Here is an 18,889-nt window from a genome sequence, read left to right as displayed (position 1 = left end):
GTTGTTTACTTAAATTATTAATCTATGTTAAATTGGTTTCCCCAATAATATTTACGCTTATTTTTTCATGAATCAAACAAAAAATCCCTCACCATTAAAAACTGGTGGTTTTTTAAATACAATAGAACGAATTGGAAACAAAATCCCTGATGTTACAACGCTATTCTTTTATGCTCTAATCATTTGTCTGGTTGCCTCATTATTACTTTCTTTTGTCAGTTTTAATTATATTAATCCAGTCACGCAAGAACAGCTAGCTGTGGTGAACATGTTAGCGCCAAACCAGTTAGTGACTTTTTTTACTAAACTGGTGTCAAACTTTGTAACTTTCCCACCACTTGGTATTACCATTGTTGCTACATTAGGAATTGGCATTGCTGAGAGCAGTGGCTATATTCATGTCCTGCTGAAAAAATTATTGGCAATTACCCCGAAAAAATTGGTTACTCCATCAGTTATTTTTGTCAGTATGGTTTGCCATATTGCGTCAGATTCTGCTTATGTAATTTTAATGCCAGTATCGGCAATGATGTTTTATGCTACCGGGCGCCATCCATTAGCGGGTATAGCTGCGGCATTTGCCGGTCTCGCTGGAGGATTTAGTTCAAGTTATACGCCATCAATCATTGATCCAATAATGCAAGGTTTTACCCAAAGTGCAGCTCAAATTATCGCTCCAACCTATCAAGTCAATGTACTTTGTAACTACTTTTTAAGTTTTGGCGGTACGTTTTTTGTATTGATAGCTTGTTGGTTTGTTACCGACAAAATTGTTGAACCGCGATTAAATGCAACTATGCCTTTAAACAATGATATTCAATTAGATAATATTGCCGACTCTCCCGAGATTTCGCCAATTGAAAATAAAGGATTTAAAATTGCCTCAGCGGTATTTTTAATTATCGCTCTTGGTTTAATATTATTATTACTACCAGAAGATTCACTATTGCGAGCACCTGATGGCAGTATGACTAGCAATAAAGCGCCAATCATGCAAATTATTGTGCCATTGTTATTTGTTTTTTTTGCAATACCTGGATTAATTCATGGTTTTATCACTGGCTCATTTAAATCGTCGCGCGATATCGTCAAATCAATGGAAAATATCACTAAATCACTTATTCCATTTATTGTTTTTGCTTTCTTTTGCGCACAATTTTTATATGTGTTTTCAAATTCACAGATTGGCACCTTAATTGCGATTGGCGGTGCTGAGTTTTTGAAAGCTTTACATTTGCCATCGGTAGTGACGATTTTTGGCGTAATCATTCTAACCAGTCTACTTAATGTGTTAATTACTTCTGCATCGTCAAAATGGGCTATTTTAGCGCCAATTTTTGTTCCGATGCTGATGTCAGTAGGAATCTCGCCAGAATTAACTCAAGCGGCTTATCGAATCAGCTCAGCAGTGAATGTCAGCACGCCCATGTTTGCTTTCTATCCTTTGATTATTGCTTATTGTCAGCAATATTGTAAAAACACCGGCGTAGGTACCTTAAGTTCGATGATGATCCCATATACGGCGGCACTCTTAATTGCTTTGACAATAAATTTATTACTATTTTGGTTCTTGGGTCTACCTATCGGTTTTGATAGTGGTTATGTCTATCCACCAGTAAATAGTTAATCGCAGATGAGGATTTAAATCATGAATATTACCGAACAGTTAGTTGATCGATTTTTACGTTATGTAAGTATTCCTAGCCAGAGCAAAGCTGGCTCGGCAATTGTCCCCTCTACATCAGGACAAACTGAGTTAGCTAAACAACTCAAACAAGAGTTAATTGCATTGAATATGCAAGATGTTTATCTTGATGAATATAGCATTGTCACTGCGAAATTAGCCGGTAACACACCACATGCACCGAAAATCGGTTTTGTTGCACACCTTGATACCGTTGATGTTGCACTATCTGATAAGATTAATCCACAACGTGTAAATTTTACGGGGGAAGATATCTTATTAAATAACGAAAAAGATATTTGGTTTAAGGTAGCTGAACATCCAGAATTGAAAAAATATCTGAATGAAGAGTTGATTGTAACTGATGGTACTAGTGTTCTTGGTGCAGATAACAAAGCGGCAATTGCCGTTGTCATGACCATGTTAGATCAACTGCAACAGCAAAATTGTCCACATGGTGATATCTATGTCGCTTTTGTTCCGGATGAAGAAGTTGGTTTAAATGGTGCCAAAAAACTTGATTTACAACGTTTTAAACCTGATTTTGCTTATACTATTGACTGTTGTGAATTGGGTGAAGTCGTTTATGAGACATTCAATGCCGGAGCGGTTACCATTGAGATTGAGGGGGTATCAGCTCATCCTATGTCAGCAAAAAATGTCTTAATCAATCCTATCCGCATCGCAAATGATATTATTAACTGTTTTGATAGCTGTGAAACACCTGAACATACTGAAGGTAAAGAAGGATATTTCTGGTTTAATGATATTATTGGCAACCAAAGCACGACTACATTAAAAATGAGTATTCGTGACTTTGCTCTAACTCACTATGAAGCTCGTAAGACTTACATTCAAGAGGTAATTAGCTTTATCAGCCGTAAATATCCTAGAGCAAAAATTGAATGTCAAATTACCGATACCTATAGCAATATTGCTAACTACTTAGGTGATGACCGTCGTTGTATTGACTTGATTTATCAATCATTTGAATTATTGGGAATTAAACCAAATACTATCGCCATGCGTGGCGGTACAGATGGTTCAGCATTATCAGCAAGGGGGCTAACCACACCAAATTATTTTACTGGCGCCCATAACTTCCATTCTTGCTTTGAGTTTTTGCCATTATCATCATTCTTAAAATCCTTTCAAGTCACCATGAAAATTATTGAATTAGCGACTAAAGTTTAAGAAGAACAAAAAAAGAGGGAATAATATTCCCTCTTTTCTATCGCTAGATGTCATTTTAATTTGCTTTTTAATCTATAAGCAAGAAAACTTACTAGCATTTTCCCGAAAATAGTTATCAAGTTTATAATTTATAATTTGCAGTTAATAAGAAAGCTCTAGGAGTACCAGGCATACTACTGGAACGCCAATACTCTTTACCAAGTAAATTGGTTAATGCTAAGGTTACATCAACCGATCGCGTTTGATACCCGATTGCAGCATTCCACGTCCCATAACCAGGGCGTTTAACAAGATTTTTATCGTCATTGTACATCGATCCCTTATAATTAAATTCGACTTCCGTGAACCAATTTTCATGAGGTAGATAACGTATTCCTAAATTGCCACTATGTTTGGCGGTATTAGATAAATATTTACCTTTATTCGCCGGTGTTTTTTTATCTTTATGAACTTTAGCTTGTTGATAGCCAATACCGCTATTGATATACCAATTTTTACTTAGTTGTCCAATTACGCTTAATTCAACTCCTTGGCTGCGATCACTTCCTCTTACTTGCCAATTATAAGGATCATTGACAGAATCTGGTTGGTAGCGAACGTTATAAAGCTCAAGGTCATAAAGTGCGATTTGTGAAGAGAATTTATCATTAAACCAATCACTCTTAACCCCAATTTCATACTGTCGTGAATATTGCGGTTTGTCATCATAAACAGTCTTAGAATCAGTCGCAATGGTTATGAGACCACGACCACCATAAGGTGCAAAGTTTTTACTATATGATGCATAAAAACTTTGGGATGCTATCGGTTGCCAAATCAATCCGACACGAGGACTTAAAGTGTGACCATCATATGAACGACTTTGATGGTTCAATTTATTATTTGACGCGAACTCATAATTGTCATAACGTAATCCAGCAAGTAATTTCCATTGTTGAGTAAAACTGATTAGGTCTTGCCAATACAATCCTTTAGAGGTAGCTTTATGATTCGTCTTAGTACTCAATTTATTATAGTGAGGTTTTTTCGAGTTCCAATGAGGGTGGTACGGGTCAATAGCTTCCGGATATAGGCTAGTTAAAGCTAATCGTGGTTCACGTTTTTCAATATTATATTCAACGCCGATTAACATATCATGAGCAATACTTGCGGCATTAAATTTTCCAGCTAAATCAAGAGTATTGCTTAAGGTTTTATTCGATGTCTCTTGCCAAGCACGACGGAATTTCAACTTACCTTTATAGTTACAAAGATTACCATTACTTAATTTACCATCCAAATTACAATAATTACCGGCATAGAGATGATCGAAATTTTGGTTAGCTTTACGGTACATATTGGTTAATTTAATAGACCAGTCATGATTAAATTCATATCCCATAACCGAACGTAATGAGTTAAAATTATCTTTAACATAATCATCGGGGTGAGCATAAGCTGTTTTTATTGACACACCTTTTGGTAAATCATAATAAGCTGGGGCTCTATCAGGCTTACGCCATAATTTATCATTGGTATATTGTACTAACCAATTAAATCCTTCTAAATTATCATACAATACACTTGGTGATACCATCGTATCTCGATGTTTAATACCTTTACGAAAACTTTTTTCAGATTGATGGTCAACTGTCATTCGTACTGCAAACTTATCATTTAAAACATGGTTAATATCTATCATTCCACCATATTTATCCCAAGATCCACCGCGCAAACTAAACGTCGATGGTGAATCAAAGTTTGCTTGTTTACTGATCATATTGATAATTCCACCACCTGAACCTCGTCCATAGAGTACTGAAGCCGGTCCTTTTAATACTTCAATTCGCTCTATATTAGCGGTACTTTGTCTGACTTGCCCGCTTGCTCGCACACCGTCGCGGTAAATATCACCTGAACTTGCCGAAAAACCTCGAATTTTTATACCTTCATCGCGCATATCATAAGTAGCATCGACTCCCGGTAATTTATTGACGATAACACTTAAGTCGTTTTGTCCATAAATTTTCTGTTGCTCAAGGTTAATCGAATTAATGGTTTGCGGGATATCTTTAATATCAAAAGACGTTTTAGTTGCTGTTGATGATTTTTTTACCCGCTGATCATTATTATCCTTAATAGTTGCGGCAACTTTCATAGTTTCAATATCATTATCATCATTAACTCTATCTTGGGCGTAAGCTATAAAAGCTGTTGAGCCTAATATACAAGGTAAGACTAATTGATTAACTAATTTCATTATTTTTCCTATTTTTTATTGTGTTATTTGATTAATTTTAAAATAACGACCAATAATGATAATGATTATTATTTTCTGTTACAACATTTTTCTATTTCCTGAAATTTTTAATATATGTCATAAGTTATATATTATTGAAAGTTTGGATTTTATTTGTTATGAAATAGAATGCATATAATTAGAGAAAAGATATAGGGATATATTGCTAAACTTATTTTTTAAAGATTAATCTTCTAATAAATAGCCGTTTGTTTTATTGAAGTTTTTCAATTAGCTAATCAATCGACAAGTTTATTTCCACTTATTTTGTTATATTTTTGAGTGAATGCTTAATATGAGAGTAAGTGGTGGGTCGTGAGCGATTCGAACGCTCGACAAACGGATTAAAAGTCCGCTGCTCTACCGACTGAGCTAACAACCCATTTTGATATGACTACTTTCAGCTTTATTACTTAATGCTTCAAGCAATTTCGGGTTGCTATAATACTTATAATTATAAGGCTGTGCAACCCTTTTATTGTTTTTTTTATTTAATAGCTGTTTATTTATACACTTTACTATAATGATGCTATTTTTTTGTTTGCTAGCTCAACTGTCTTTTTATCTTTAGGATATTTATTTACGACTTGTTGAAAAACTGTTTTAGCATTTTTTTTATCACCTTTATCCAGTAATATTAGACCAACTTTGTAAAGGCTATCTGCTGCTTTTGGCGAAGATGGAAAATTTTTAACAACGGTTGCATAATAAGATGATGCATCATCTTTATTGCCTTTTTTATAATAAAGTTGCCCAAGCCAATAGTTAACATTTGCACGGTAATTGGTTTTTGGATAGGCTTTTAAATATTTGTTAAAGGCAGCAATTACATCATCAACTTGTTTGTCATCATTAATATATTGCATAACAAAATTATAATCTGCTTTATCATCACCTGATGTTGACCATTCAGATAAGCTTGAAGATGATGAGGATGATGGTGCTGTATCAGTGCTTGATGTAGAATCTGAGCTCTCTTCTTGGGTTTCAGCACTTGGCGTTGTGGAGAATCCTGTCCCGTTAGTCATTTGCTGTAAAATCATTTTTTGGCGTTCAATAGTTTGATTAAGCTGATACTTAGTCTCTTCTAATTGGCCACGAAGTATATCCAAATCTGATTGTAGATCACTAATTTTTTGCTGATTCTGGATTATCATCTGTCCTTGCGCTTGTATTGTTCTATCAACATCAGAACCACCCGCAACACATCCGTATCCAGCGAATAAAAGAAATAAGGACAATGTGAGTATTTTTTTATACATATAATATAAACTCTACGTGAACTTAAAAAATTAAAAACGGCTGATAAATCAGCCGTCATAAGATGAGATTAGAATCCATCGTATGTAATTACTGCACGACGGTTTTTCGCATAAGCTGCTTCGTTGTGACCTAGTACTGCTGGTTTTTCTTTACCAAAAGAGACAATTGAAAGTTGTTCACCAGAAACACCATTTGCTTGTAGGTAGGATTTAACTGCTGCTGCACGACGTTCACCTAACGCAATATTGTATTCTGGAGTACCACGTTCATCGGCATGACCTTCAATAGTCACTTTTAAGTTTGAAGTTGCACGAAGAAAGACGGCATGGGAATTTAATAATGTTGAATACTCTGATTTAACATTGTATCTGTCATAATCAAAATATACAGTATTAATTTGTTGTAATTTTTGAATTTGAGCTTGAATATCGTTTGGTAAAGAAACGTTACCAACAACTTTTTTGCTACCGGTTGACGTACAAGCTGTTACAGCTATTAACGGTAAAGTAACCGCAGCTACTTTAAGAAATTTAGAAAATTGCATTGAATTAACTCCTTTATGATTAAATAAATTATTATTTATAAGTTTTTATACTTCTAACCAACTCCAAAGTAACGCCTGTTACTAACTCGAAAGATTAGATAGATATATATATTATAACGACCTCAACTTTTACACAATTTTAATAATAGTATTATTGTCTAAAAATTAGCCATTCTTTATAAATAAGGTGACCAAGAAGGGAATTTTACTTGCCCATCAGTTGCAGGTAACCTTGCTTTAAAATTACCATCAGTTGAAACAAGGTTTAATATTGTATTTAAACCCTGAGAAGAACTGTAGATAATCATAGTACCATTTGGAGCAATACTCGGAGTTTCATCTAAGAACGTATCAGTTAATCTTTGATACGTATTTGTTTCTATATCATATCGAGTAATATGTTGCTCACCATTATTAGTAGAGATCAATGCGATAAATTTACCGTCTGGAGATACACGAGCATTTTGATTTTGTGTATTATCCCATGTTACACGCTGGGACTCACCACTATTTATATTAATTGAATAAAGTTGCGGACGCCCGGCTTGATCTGAAGTATAAACTATAGTTTGGTTATCTGGCATCCATGAAGGTTCAGTATCATTACTGTGACCGGATGTAATTTGCTTAATTTTCTTAGAGCTTAAATCCATCATATATAGATTTAAGTTACCACTTTTTGATAGCGCAAAAGCTAATTTGCTACCATCTGGTGAAAAAGCTGGAGCACCATTATGTTGTGGAAAAGAGGCAATAGTTTGAACTGCACCACTGTCTAATGTTTTTAATACTAAAGCTGAACGACCACTTTCAAAAGTTACATAGGCTATTTTTTTGCCATCCGGCGACCATGTTGGTGACATTAAAGGTTCTTTGGAACGATGTATGGTGATTTGATCAAATCCATCATAATCAGATACACGTAATTCATGCGTATAAAGGCCTTTACTATTTTTAACTACGTAGGCAATACGTGTTCTAAATGCACCTTTGATTCCCGTTAATGTTTCAAAAATTTCATCACTGGCTGTATGAGCGGCATATCGTAACCAACGGTCACCAATGGTAAACTGATTTTGTGCCAAAACAGTCCCGGGATGATCAACTGTATCGACTAATTGATAGTTGATAAGATATTCTCCCGATGCATCAGGTTGAATAGTTCCCACCACAACGGCAGAAACACCAATATTACTCCATACAACTGGATTGACTTGAGAAGCTGTAGTTGGTCTTTGTGGCATTGTAGCCACATCAATAGGGTTAAACTTACCACTATTGCGTAAATCAGATGCGATTATGTTATCTACAACTTGTGGAGGTACACCACTACCAGTCCATTTAAACGGTACAACTGCAATTGGTTTAGCTGAACTGACGCCATCAGTGATTACAATTCTAACTTCAGCAGTCGCTATCATTGTAGATAATAAAACAAAACAAGCTATCAAAAAGCGAGAAGCAAATTTGATCATCTTAAATTCCTTAATCAAAGCGAAATACATTAGGTTAAAATAAATATAACACCGTATATGAATAAACAAGATTAAATCTTTAACAATTAACTTAATGTTATTACTTAATAACAGATATTGCTTTTTACAAAACATAGAAAATTTTACAGGAAGAAAGATAGCCGATATTGCGTAACAAGTCCATAGCTATTTGAGTAAAAAAGATTTTTTAGCTGCATTATATTATTATGACTTTTATAAATACCATTGTTTGTTACTTATATTATGCCGATTTTGATGGAGTTAAAAGTAGTCTGGCAACATTTTTTCAATAAATTGAAGATAATTCAAGCTAAAAGTACTAACTGATGGAGAATGATCGTAAAAAAATAAAAAATGGTTAGTTACTATTTTTGGCAATTTTCACAATAGAACGTATTGCGCTGTCCTATTCGATGAGACTTTATGTCAGATTGACAAATTAGACATTTTTCACCTTCTCTACCATATACTTGAAGCTTTTGCACAAAATAACCTGGTTTGCCATTAGACTGAACAAAGTCTTTAAGTGTTGTACCGCCTTGTTCTATAGATTTAGCTAGTACTTGCTTAATTGCTGTTACTAATCGTTCAAATTCGGTTAATGTTAGAGTATTGACTTTTCGGTGGGGATTGATTTTTGCCATAAATAATGATTCTGATGCATAAATATTACCAACACCTACTACGATATGATTATCCATAATCCAACTTTTAATTGGAATGTTTCGATTACGCCCTTTTTCGAATAGATAATTAGCAGAAAAGTCATTGCTTAAAGGTTCTGGACCTAAATACTTCAATTGAGTTAATTGATCAATAGAATTAGTCCAAAGCCACGATCCAAAACGCCTAGGATCTGTATATCTTAATATTACTCCATTAACTAATACCAAATCAACATGATCATGCTTAGCTGGTTCTTGGTATGATTCTAATATGCGTAAACTACCTGACATTCCCAAATGAATGACAATCCAATCATGAGTCAGTTGTAACAGTAGATATTTAGCACGTCTTTTGATATCTACTATTACTTGACCTTGAGCATTTCTGATTGTCTCGTCAATAGGCCAACGAAGCTTTGATTGTCGCACAATAATATGCTTGATAGTTTGGCCCTTTAAATAAGGTAAAATACCTCTTCGACTTGTTTCAACTTCTGGCAACTCAGGCATTGAATAACCTCATTTAATTATTTAACATGTCAGTCAGCCAACTTGGTGCTTGTTGGTTAGGTTCAACTTGAGGACTTGCCGCACACAAACTTTGAGGGTTGTTAGTCCATGCAGGTAAAGTTCTCTCACCCCCACCATTACACAGCCACTGTCCTTCACTATTAATAGGTAACATATATATATTTTGTGGTATTGGTAGTTGTAATCTTTTTGGAGGATTATTTTGTAAATATTCACTATATATTTTTAATGCTCCGGTAGCACCAGTTAATTTCATTGGTGAATGGTCATCAAGTCCTATCCAAATTACAGCGACATTTTTACCATCTATACCAGTAAACCAACTATCACGTGAATCATTACTTGTTCCGGTTTTCGCTGCTAAGTTGAACGAACCATACTTAGCTTTCAATGAACGCGACGTTCCTGACTCAACGACCTGCTGCATTGCATAAGTCGTCAAATAAGCAGCTTGTTGAGAAACCGCTTGAATTTGTTGTGGATAATTTTGATAGACTAGTTCACCTTTATCAGTTAATACATATCTTAAAATAGTAAGCGGTGCTCGTTGACCATTATTGGAAATAGTTTGGAACATTTGAGCTGTCTCTAATGGCGTTAACTCTAACGCACCCAATAATCGTGAAGGTAAATTAGGGATACGATCTTCTGGTACTCCCAACGCTTGTAGCGTATTTTTGGTTGCCTCTAAACCTAACGCCATACCTAAATTGACTGTTGGTACGTTAAGTGAAAGCGCTAACGCATCAATGAGCATAACTTTATCACGAAACTTCCTATCGAAATTTTTCGGCTGCCAATAAGTTCCATTATCAAGTTTGATGGATAATGGACTATCATCTAGCCAAGTATTGAGCTGATAACTTGCTGGTTGGCCTAATGCTGTTAAGTAGGTTGATGGTTTCGCAAGTGAACCAATTGAGCGTCTAGTTAGCCACGCTCGATTATACCCTGCATAACGGGGTTCAGCACTTCCAATAATTGAACGAATTTCACCGGTTTCACGACTTACAATAACCATTGCTGTCTGTAATTCTTTATTGGTCGATTTACGTAATGTTTCTATCTCATCCATAACCGATTGTTCTGCTGCAGCCTGAGCAACCGGATCAAATGTTGTGAAGATTTTCATTCCGGAAAGATGGTCGGCTTTGTCTCCCAACTGTTTTCGAAGTTCACTACGTACAACTTGCATAAATGCTGGTTGTGGAGATATCACTCCACCTTTTGGTAAAACCGAAAGTGGGCGTTTGCTAAGTAAATTGAATAACTCCTCATCGATAATCCCTTGTTGCTCTGCAAGCTTTAACACAACATTACGGCGCTCAATCACTTGTTGTGGTTGTGTCCAAGGATTATAGTATGAAGCACCTTTTACCATACCAACTAAAACTGCTTGTTGATCTAATGTCAATTCATTTACTGGACGACCGAAATAGTAAAGACTTGCTAATGGGAAACCATGAATTTCTTCACTACCAGCTTGCCCCAGATAAACTTCATTTAAATAGAGTTCTAAAATACGTTCTTTACTATAACGAGCATCTAAGATGATAGCCATATAAGCTTCACGTATTTTACGAATTAAACTTCTTTCATTTGATAAAAAGATATTTTTGACAGTTTGTTGCGTTAATGTACTGCCACCCTCAGTTCGTCCGGTCGTCAAATTAACAAATACAGCACGGGCAATGGAATATAAACTCACACCATGATGATCATAAAAACGTTTATCTTCGGTTGCGACTAAAGTTTTTATTAACGAATCAGAAAATTCTTTTAAAGGTACAAAAAGTCGTTGTTCACCATTTGGAGAGTGCAACATCGTTATCAATTTAGGATCGATCTTAAGTAAACCAAAATCACGTCCGGTATCTAAATTAGATATACGGTCGATTCTGTTTTCATAAAAAGTAATTTTGACTCGGAATGCTTTTTCTTCACCATCAGGGAAAGTAAATGGTCGACGATAAATTTCAACCGCACCATTTTGCACAATAAATTCGCCCGGACGCATTACTTTACTGTCTTGTTGGCGATATTGCGCACCTTTTAACAAGGTAACAACATCACTTAGACTATAATCACTATCAGGTTCAAGATCGACTATCTGTCCATAGACAGCTGCTGGTAGCTCCCAGACATTACCATCAATACGCTCTTTAATTTGTTGATCTAGATAAATCCCATAACCCGCTGTAACCGTTGCGAATATAAGAAATAATTTAAATAGCAACGGCCAGAGTCGACGCCACAATGATTTCTTGTTCTTTTTTGAAGATTTCTTAGTCGATGTCTTTTTAGTTGTTTTTTTCAAATTGCACCTAATACTCTGATTAAATAAAATTGTCTTATAATAACACAACTTTTTAATGAAGCATTGAGCTTCTTGTGAATAAGAATTTTTAGTTTAAATAATCTGGTAGAATATAAAAAACAATTAAAAATTAAGTTGAGATTGAATACTTTTAACTCTGTCTATGAATGCTTTTTTAGACTTACCGGTTAGCCCCTCATTAATCGGCAAACTGGCCGTTAATGGATTAACTGGCTTATTATTGATATATAATTCAAAATGCAGATGAGGCCCAGTCGAGCGTCCAGTGTTACCAGATAAACCAATTTTATCGCCTTGTTTAACTTGTTGTCCTGGTTTCACTAAAATTTTATCTAAATGCATATAAGCTGTCCTATACTGTCTACCATGGCGTATGGCAATATAATTACCTGCTGAACCACTGTATTTAGCTATCACAACTTCACCATTACCTACAGATAAAACAGGGGTTCCTCTCGATACTGCGAAATCAACACCATTATGAGGAGTAACGATTCCGGTAACTGGATTTAATCGTCGTGGATTAAATCCTGAAGATACGCGAGCCTTAGCAGCTAAAGGATAGCGGAAAAAACTTTGCGATAGACTATCTGCATTAATATCATAGTATTTACCATCATCAGCTAACATCGCATAATAATCTTTATTGCCGTTTTTAAGTCGTACACCAAGTAGTTTACTATTAGATAAACGATTTCCATGCATTTCACGTGATAAATAGGCTGCAAATTTATCGCCGGCTTTTAAACGTCGAAAATCTAATCGCCATTGTAACGCTCGAGTAATAATACCGATTTCATTACTAGTTAAACCTGCTTTACGTGCATCTGCAACAAAACTAGATTTAATTTCACCTGTAATACGAACATTTTGCAATGTTCCTTCCATTGTTTCTGTGCTTTCTATAAAGCTATTGCCAGACTTTTCAAAAAGTCGAACATTATTGCTTGATATTGTCCAGTTAAAACTCAGCAAATTATGATTATCATCTGTCGTCCAACTTACTTGTTGGCCAATTCTCAAATTTGCAAGTTGTTTATACTTATCGGTTAATTGTGCAATATCATTTTTATTGACATTATAACGATTCAAAATATCGTGTAATGTATCGCCCCGTGAAATAGTATATTGCACAGTGTTATCTTTTTCTTCAGCGAGATCATCTAATTCATCTTTAGCAATATCATCCTCTGGCACATCCGACGACTGAGTAATCTTATCAGTTTTTGGTTTAGCACCAAGCATATCAATTCGTCCATAATCGACAACAACTGAAGACGAAGGGTTATCTGTAACTGTAGTTTGGGCTTGAAAATTCAAAGGAACATACATTGTTCGATCCAAATTTAAGGGTCGCCACAATATAGTTACTAAAATAACAACAACAAGTACACCCAATATTGAAAAATAGGGAATTTTGAAATTATTCTTTCCAATATTAGGGAATTTAATCAGCTGTGCCAAAATTAACCTTAACAATCTAATTATCTATACTATTTTTATCTAAACAATCCAACAGCTGCTGAGTCAATCTTAATAAAAAGTGTGAATAAGCATTTTTATCTACCACGATACCTGTTCCTAATGGATTTAACTCACCAATTTGAACATCTGTACCATTCACTAACTTCTTAATAACTGCAGGACTAAACTGTGGCTCTCTAAAAACACAGACAGCTTGGTGTTCTGCTAATTCTTTTTGAATTGCATATACCGTTTGAACGCCAGGCTGTACTGATGGATTTATGGTAAAACTTCCTAGATTTTTTAATCCAAAATGTGATTCAAAATAACCATAAGCATCATGAAACACAAAATACCCTCTATTTTGGACGTTAATTAGTTTTTTTGCAATATTTTGTTCTGTTTCTGATAGATTTGTAATAAATTTATCCAGGTTAGCATCAAGTAATTGTGCTTTGTTAGGGTATAATTCGACAAGCTTATCATGAATTGACTTTGCAATAATTTTAGCAATTTTAGGAGAAAGCCAAATATGTTGATCATATTCACCGTGATGGTGATCACTATCATCATGAGACTCATGTTTATCATCAGAGTAATGATTATTCCGAAGCAAAGTTTTAATTTCGGGAATATCCATTAATTCTATCTGCTTTTGTGTATCGATATTTTTTAAAATAGTTGGCATAAAAGCTTCCATATCCTCACCAACCCATATAATTAAATCTGCGTTCTTTATTTTAATCAAATCAGATGGTTTTAATGAATATGTGTGAGGAGACACGCCATCTGGTAATAAGATATCGGTATTTGTAACACCAGATGCAATTGCTTCAGTAATAAAACCTATAGGTCTTACAGAAGAAATTATTGTGGCATTAGCATTGGTAACTAATCCTATAAAGGATAAAATAACTAACAAATGAAAACGTAGGAATTGTATAGTGTTTTTAGTTAAATTTTTCACTTTATCATCCAATAATTATAAAATATGATAGAATAAAATTAGTTTATTGTTATAATATAACATAACATGTTGGTCAGCAAGGGCTATCAATATCATGAAACAGTTAATGGCGCTAAATAATATTTCGATCGAAATAAATAAGCAAAAAATATTATATGATGTTTCATTATCGATTAACTTAAACCAAATTATTACAATACTAGGCCCCAATGGTGCTGGAAAATCAACGCTAGTTAAAGTTATCTTAGGATTAATTTCACCAACAACTGGCACCATTAAACGTGCTTCTGATTTAACTATCGGCTATGTACCCCAATCAATAAATTTAAATCAAACTTTACCAATAACCGTCGAACGGTTTATGCATTTAAATAAACAATTAAGTTATGATGACATCATTAAAACTTTATCATTAGTTAATGCTGAATATCTTATTGATCGATCTATGCATCAATTATCAGGGGGAGAACTACAACGCGTACTCCTAGCTCAAGCATTAGCAAAACGTCCAAAATTACTAATTCTCGACGAACCTACACAAGGTGTTGATGTAAATGGACAGGTTCTATTATATGATTTAATTATGGATGCGAAAACCGAGTTTAATTGTGGTGTTGTAATGGTTTCACATGATCTACATTTAGTTATGGCAAAAACAGATGAAGTAATTTGCTTAAACCATCATATCTGTTGTTCTGGGACGCCAGCTAGTGTTTCAAATGATCCTGAATTTATCTCTTTATTTGGACAACACGGTGCATCACAAATTGCGCTTTATAAACATCATCACAATCATAATCATGATTTTTGCCAGCATCAGCATAATCATCAACATCAAAAAATGATCTTACCTGATTTAGGACACAACAATGATTGAGTTACTCTTACCTTCTTTACTTGCTGGTTTATGCTTATCGTGTCTAACAGGACCATTAGGAACATTTGTTGTTTGGCGAAGAATGTCCTATTTTGGCGATACGTTATCCCATGCAGCCTTATTAGGTGTCGCTTTTGGGTTTCTTTTAAATATCAATTTATTTTATGCCATTATTTTAGTGACCTTGTTTTTAGCCATCGGACTGTTATGGCTAGAATCGCAAAAACAACTACCTGTAGATACATTATTAGGTATTTTAGCTCATAGTGCTCTTTCACTTGGTTTAGTGGTAATAAGCTTAATGAGTAACTTACGAATTGATTTAATGGCCTATCTTTTCGGTGATCTTTTATCGATAACCATGTTTGATGTTTACCAGATAACAGTTTGTGTAATGATAATTGGTTCCTTACTAATATGGCGATGGAATCACTTTTTATTTATCACTGTTAGTGAGGAATTGGCATTTAGTCATGGTATTAATGTACCTCTAACAAAATTTATGTTAACTATACTTTTAGCGTTAACAATAGGAATAGCAATGAAATTTGTTGGAGCTTTAATTATTACTGCACTGTTAATCATTCCAGCTGCTACTGCAAAATACTATGCTAAAAATCCGGAATCAATGGCAATAATCGCAATATTAATTGGAATGCTATCAATTTTGGGCGGGATTTTGTTTTCATTAATTTATGATACACCTACAGGTCCTTCTGTTGTTTTAAGTAATACCTGCTTATTTTTCATATCATTATTTATTTCTAAATTTTTTATAAGAACAAAAAATTGAAGTAGTAACAAAATTAGAAAATTTTTTGCGAGTGAACACGCATTTTTAGTCATAGTTTTATGCAGATTCTTGAGTTATCAATAAAGTACTAAAAATCTCAAATTAATGACGATAAAATTATGTCTCTCGCAATTATTTATACCAGAGCCTCTATAGGAATACAAGCACCTCAAATTAATGTAGAGGTACATATTAGTAATGGATTACCAGGTTTTGTTCTGGTTGGTCTACCAGAAGCAACCGTAAAAGAATCTAAAGACAGGGTTAGAAGTGCAATTATTAATAGTGGTTTTACATTTCCTGCTAAAAAAATAACTGTTAATTTATCTCCGGCAGATCTGCCCAAAGAAGGGAGTCGTTTCGATTTACCCATAGCAATTGCCATTCTGGCAGCTACAGAACAAATACCTAATGACCATCTTGCTGAATATGAATTTTTAGGTGAATTGGCGTTATCTGGTGAAATTAAGGCTGTAAAAGGGGCAATCCCTGCTGCTTTGTCATCTAAAAAAAATAATCGGACTTTAATTATCTCTTCTGAAAATCAATCAGAAATATCATTAATCCACCATAATAATACATTAATTACGCATAATTTATTAGAATTATGTCAATATCTATACAATGAAATTACCTTACCGTCTGTTGAATACAGAGAATATAAAGATGGCGATGAAGATAATCAACACGTCAATCTACAAGATATCATTGGTCAAGAACATGCCAAAAGAGCTTTAGAAATTGCCGCTGCCGGTGGACATAATTTATTGTTAATTGGTCCACCTGGAACTGGAAAAACAATGCTAGCCACTCGATTAACCTCATTGCTACCACCATTATCAGATGACGAAGCACTTGAAAGCGCAGCAATCACAAGTCTAGTTAGTACTAATGGTTCGATTCAAAATTGGCGAATAAGACCATTTAGAGCACCACATCACAGTGCTTCAACAGCAGCGTTAGTAGGTGGGGGGTCTATTCCTCGTCCCGGGGAAATTTCATTAGCTCACAATGGGGTTCTATTTTTAGATGAGTTACCCGAATTTAACCGTAAAGTATTAGATGCCCTTAGAGAACCTATTGAATCTGGCGAAATTGTTATATCTCGGGCGAATGCCAAAATAAAATTCCCAGCTAAGTTTCAACTTATAGCGGCAATGAACCCAAGCCCTACTGGTCATTATCAAGGAACGCATAATAGAACAACGCCACAACAAATAATACGTTATTTAAATCGACTCTCTGGTCCATTTTTAGACCGCTTTGATATCTCGATCGAAGTACCATTGTTACCTAAAGGCACATTAAGTCAGAAAGTTACCATGACCGAATCAACGGATAAAGTAAAAAAAAGGGTTATAGATGCAAGAAAAATTCAAATGATAAGAAATAAAAAATTAAACAGTCAATTATCACCAAGAGAAATTCAAATTTATTGCTTACTAACTGATGAAGATAACGACTATTTGGAACAGGCTTTAATTAAATTAGGACTTTCTGCACGAGCTTGGCATAGAATATTAAAAGTATCTCGTACTATCGCTGATTTAGATTGTACAAAAAACATAGAACGAAAACATATTTCAGAAGCACTAAGTTATCGTTCTATGGATCGATTATTAATTCAAATGCACAAAAATATTGGTTAACAAATTAATCATCACTATCGACAAAGTCATCACCAACATCAACTTGAGGTTTTCCACCCGATAAGGTGTGAAAACGTTTTGGTTTGTTGATTTTAGAAAGGTACTTTAACCATGTTTTTTCATAATCAGTAGTCGGTTCCTTTTTCCCTTTACAAACTGCAACAAAAGATTTTTCTTCTGGAGTAGCTGGCTTTTTAGTTTCTGCATCGAGATCTCTAAAAGCACAACCATATTTTTCTAAGATCTGGGCCTCTTTGATAGTAAAATCACCATGACGAGAAAAACCTCTTGGATAATTCTTGTTATCAAAAAAACGTTGTTGACTTACAAAACTTTCAGCCATGTTATATCCTCTAGATTATAAAAGTTCTTGGGCGGGAATTATAATTGACAAAGTTAATCTGTAAACAAAATTTTCTTATTTATATATATAAACTTGAACAAATGACTAAAATTAAAGCAATAACATCATTTTTGTGGCAGGGGCGGAGAGTCTCGAACTCCCAACACCCGGTTTTGGAGACCGGTGCTCTACCAATTGAACTACGCCCCTAGATAAGGTGGCGGAACGGACGGGGCTCGAACCCGCGACCCCCTGCGTGACAGGCAGGTATTCTAACCAACTGAACTACCGCTCCACCGTATTTGGTGTGTATATAAATTAAAAGTCTGGCGGCACCCTACTCTCACATGGGTAATACCCACACTACCATCGGCACTACGGCGTTTCACTTCTGAGTTCGACATGGGGTCAGGTGGGACCACCGCGCTATTACCGCCAGACATATTCTGTCTTCTCTTATCTCAATTGATGCGCATTATCTCATATCCACATCAATCCCTCAATCCGGAACAAACTGTTCGATTATCTATTAATCTATCTCTACCTTCGCGTATCCAAAACAACTCCGAGTTGTAAGGTTAAGACTCTCGGTTCATTAGTATCAGTTAGCTCAATGTATCACTACACTTACACACCTGACCTATCTACGTCTTAGTCTCAAACGGACCTTACTGACTCTCATCAGGGAAAACTCATCTCGAGGCTAGTTTCGTACTTAGATGCTTTCAGCACTTATCTATTCCGCACGTAGCTACCGGGCAATGCAATTGGCATCACAACCCGAACACCAGCGGTGCGTTCAC

General features: G+C 35.0%; 14 protein-coding genes, 3 tRNA genes and 2 rRNA genes. 5 read left to right on the top strand and 14 right to left on the bottom strand.

Annotated features, from left to right (window positions below):
- Positions 1-67 precede the first annotated feature (67 nt).
- Both DKK79_RS01600 and pepT read left to right on the top strand, forming a co-directional pair.
- A complete protein-coding gene (locus tag DKK79_RS01600; RefSeq protein WP_110422565.1) occupies positions 68-1,627 on the top strand; it encodes an AbgT family transporter in 1,560 nt (519 codons plus the stop codon).
- A 21-nt stretch (positions 1,628-1,648) separates the two neighbouring features.
- A complete protein-coding gene (gene pepT / locus DKK79_RS01595; RefSeq protein ID WP_110422564.1) occupies positions 1,649-2,878 on the top strand; it encodes a peptidase T in 1,230 nt (409 codons plus the stop codon).
- A gap of 121 nt (positions 2,879-2,999) precedes the next feature.
- On the opposite strand, the gene DKK79_RS01590 is transcribed toward pepT, so the two are convergent.
- The 9 genes from DKK79_RS01590 to znuA all read right to left on the bottom strand — a co-directional run bounded on the left by DKK79_RS01590 (position 3,000) and on the right by znuA (position 14,424).
- Positions 3,000-5,117, bottom strand: a complete 2,118-nt coding sequence (locus tag DKK79_RS01590) for a TonB-dependent receptor (protein WP_110422563.1) — start codon at positions 5,115-5,117, stop codon at positions 3,000-3,002.
- A 345-nt stretch (positions 5,118-5,462) separates the two neighbouring features.
- Positions 5,463-5,538, bottom strand: a tRNA-Lys gene (locus DKK79_RS01585).
- Positions 5,539-5,674: 136 nt separating this feature from the next.
- Positions 5,675-6,418, bottom strand: coding sequence for a tol-pal system protein YbgF (ybgF, locus tag DKK79_RS01580; protein WP_110422562.1), 744 nt, complete (start codon positions 6,416-6,418; stop codon positions 5,675-5,677).
- A gap of 68 nt (positions 6,419-6,486) precedes the next feature.
- Entirely contained in the window at positions 6,487-6,963 is a 477-nt protein-coding gene (pal, locus tag DKK79_RS01575) for a peptidoglycan-associated lipoprotein Pal (RefSeq protein ID WP_034884856.1), read from the bottom strand.
- A gap of 176 nt (positions 6,964-7,139) precedes the next feature.
- Positions 7,140-8,435 (bottom strand): Tol-Pal system beta propeller repeat protein TolB, encoded by a 1,296-nt coding sequence (gene tolB / locus DKK79_RS01570; RefSeq protein WP_181415241.1) that lies wholly within the window; start codon positions 8,433-8,435, stop codon positions 7,140-7,142.
- 389 nt (positions 8,436-8,824) lie between these two features.
- Positions 8,825-9,634: a bifunctional DNA-formamidopyrimidine glycosylase/DNA-(apurinic or apyrimidinic site) lyase gene (gene mutM / locus DKK79_RS01565; protein WP_110422560.1), complete on the bottom strand. Its 810-nt coding sequence runs from the start codon at positions 9,632-9,634 to the stop codon at positions 8,825-8,827.
- Between the two features lie 13 nt (positions 9,635-9,647).
- A complete protein-coding gene (gene mrcB, locus DKK79_RS01560; RefSeq protein WP_220018971.1) occupies positions 9,648-11,972 on the bottom strand; it encodes a bifunctional glycosyl transferase/transpeptidase in 2,325 nt (774 codons plus the stop codon).
- 123 nt (positions 11,973-12,095) lie between these two features.
- Positions 12,096-13,457, bottom strand: a complete 1,362-nt coding sequence (mepM, locus tag DKK79_RS01555; protein ID WP_110422558.1) for a murein DD-endopeptidase MepM — start codon at positions 13,455-13,457, stop codon at positions 12,096-12,098.
- A gap of 16 nt (positions 13,458-13,473) precedes the next feature.
- A complete protein-coding gene (gene znuA, locus DKK79_RS01550; RefSeq protein ID WP_110422557.1) occupies positions 13,474-14,424 on the bottom strand; it encodes a zinc ABC transporter substrate-binding protein ZnuA in 951 nt (316 codons plus the stop codon).
- A 94-nt stretch (positions 14,425-14,518) separates the two neighbouring features.
- Here znuA and znuC point away from each other — a divergent pair, with 94 nt between their 5' ends.
- The 3 genes from znuC to DKK79_RS01535 all read left to right on the top strand — a co-directional run bounded on the left by znuC (position 14,519) and on the right by DKK79_RS01535 (position 17,743).
- Positions 14,519-15,301 (top strand): zinc ABC transporter ATP-binding protein ZnuC, encoded by a 783-nt coding sequence (gene znuC / locus DKK79_RS01545; protein ID WP_110422556.1) that lies wholly within the window; start codon positions 14,519-14,521, stop codon positions 15,299-15,301.
- A complete protein-coding gene (gene znuB, locus DKK79_RS01540) occupies positions 15,294-16,094 on the top strand; it encodes a zinc ABC transporter permease subunit ZnuB (RefSeq protein ID WP_034883008.1) in 801 nt (266 codons plus the stop codon). Before znuC ends, znuB begins: the two co-directional genes overlap by 8 nt.
- 119 nt (positions 16,095-16,213) lie before the next feature.
- Positions 16,214-17,743, top strand: coding sequence for a YifB family Mg chelatase-like AAA ATPase (locus tag DKK79_RS01535; RefSeq protein ID WP_110422555.1), 1,530 nt, complete (start codon positions 16,214-16,216; stop codon positions 17,741-17,743).
- A 4-nt stretch (positions 17,744-17,747) separates the two neighbouring features.
- Here DKK79_RS01535 and DKK79_RS01530 read toward each other — a convergent pair whose 3' ends face one another.
- The 5 genes from DKK79_RS01530 to DKK79_RS01510 all read right to left on the bottom strand — a co-directional run.
- Entirely contained in the window at positions 17,748-18,086 is a 339-nt protein-coding gene (locus DKK79_RS01530; protein WP_034883006.1) for a DUF413 domain-containing protein, read from the bottom strand.
- Between the two features lie 134 nt (positions 18,087-18,220).
- Positions 18,221-18,296: transfer RNA gene (locus DKK79_RS01525), tRNA-Trp, on the bottom strand.
- An 8-nt stretch (positions 18,297-18,304) separates the two neighbouring features.
- Positions 18,305-18,381: transfer RNA gene (locus DKK79_RS01520), tRNA-Asp, on the bottom strand.
- Positions 18,382-18,410: 29 nt separating this feature from the next.
- Positions 18,411-18,526 (bottom strand): 5S ribosomal RNA (rrf, locus tag DKK79_RS01515).
- Between the two features lie 134 nt (positions 18,527-18,660).
- A 23S ribosomal RNA gene (locus tag DKK79_RS01510) occupies positions 18,661-18,889 on the bottom strand; the annotation flags it as partial.

The organism is Gilliamella apicola, assembly GCF_003202915.1.
Taxonomy (GTDB): domain Bacteria; phylum Pseudomonadota; class Gammaproteobacteria; order Enterobacterales; family Orbaceae; genus Gilliamella; species Gilliamella apicola_Q.
This window is presented reverse-complemented; position numbering and strand designations above follow the sequence as displayed.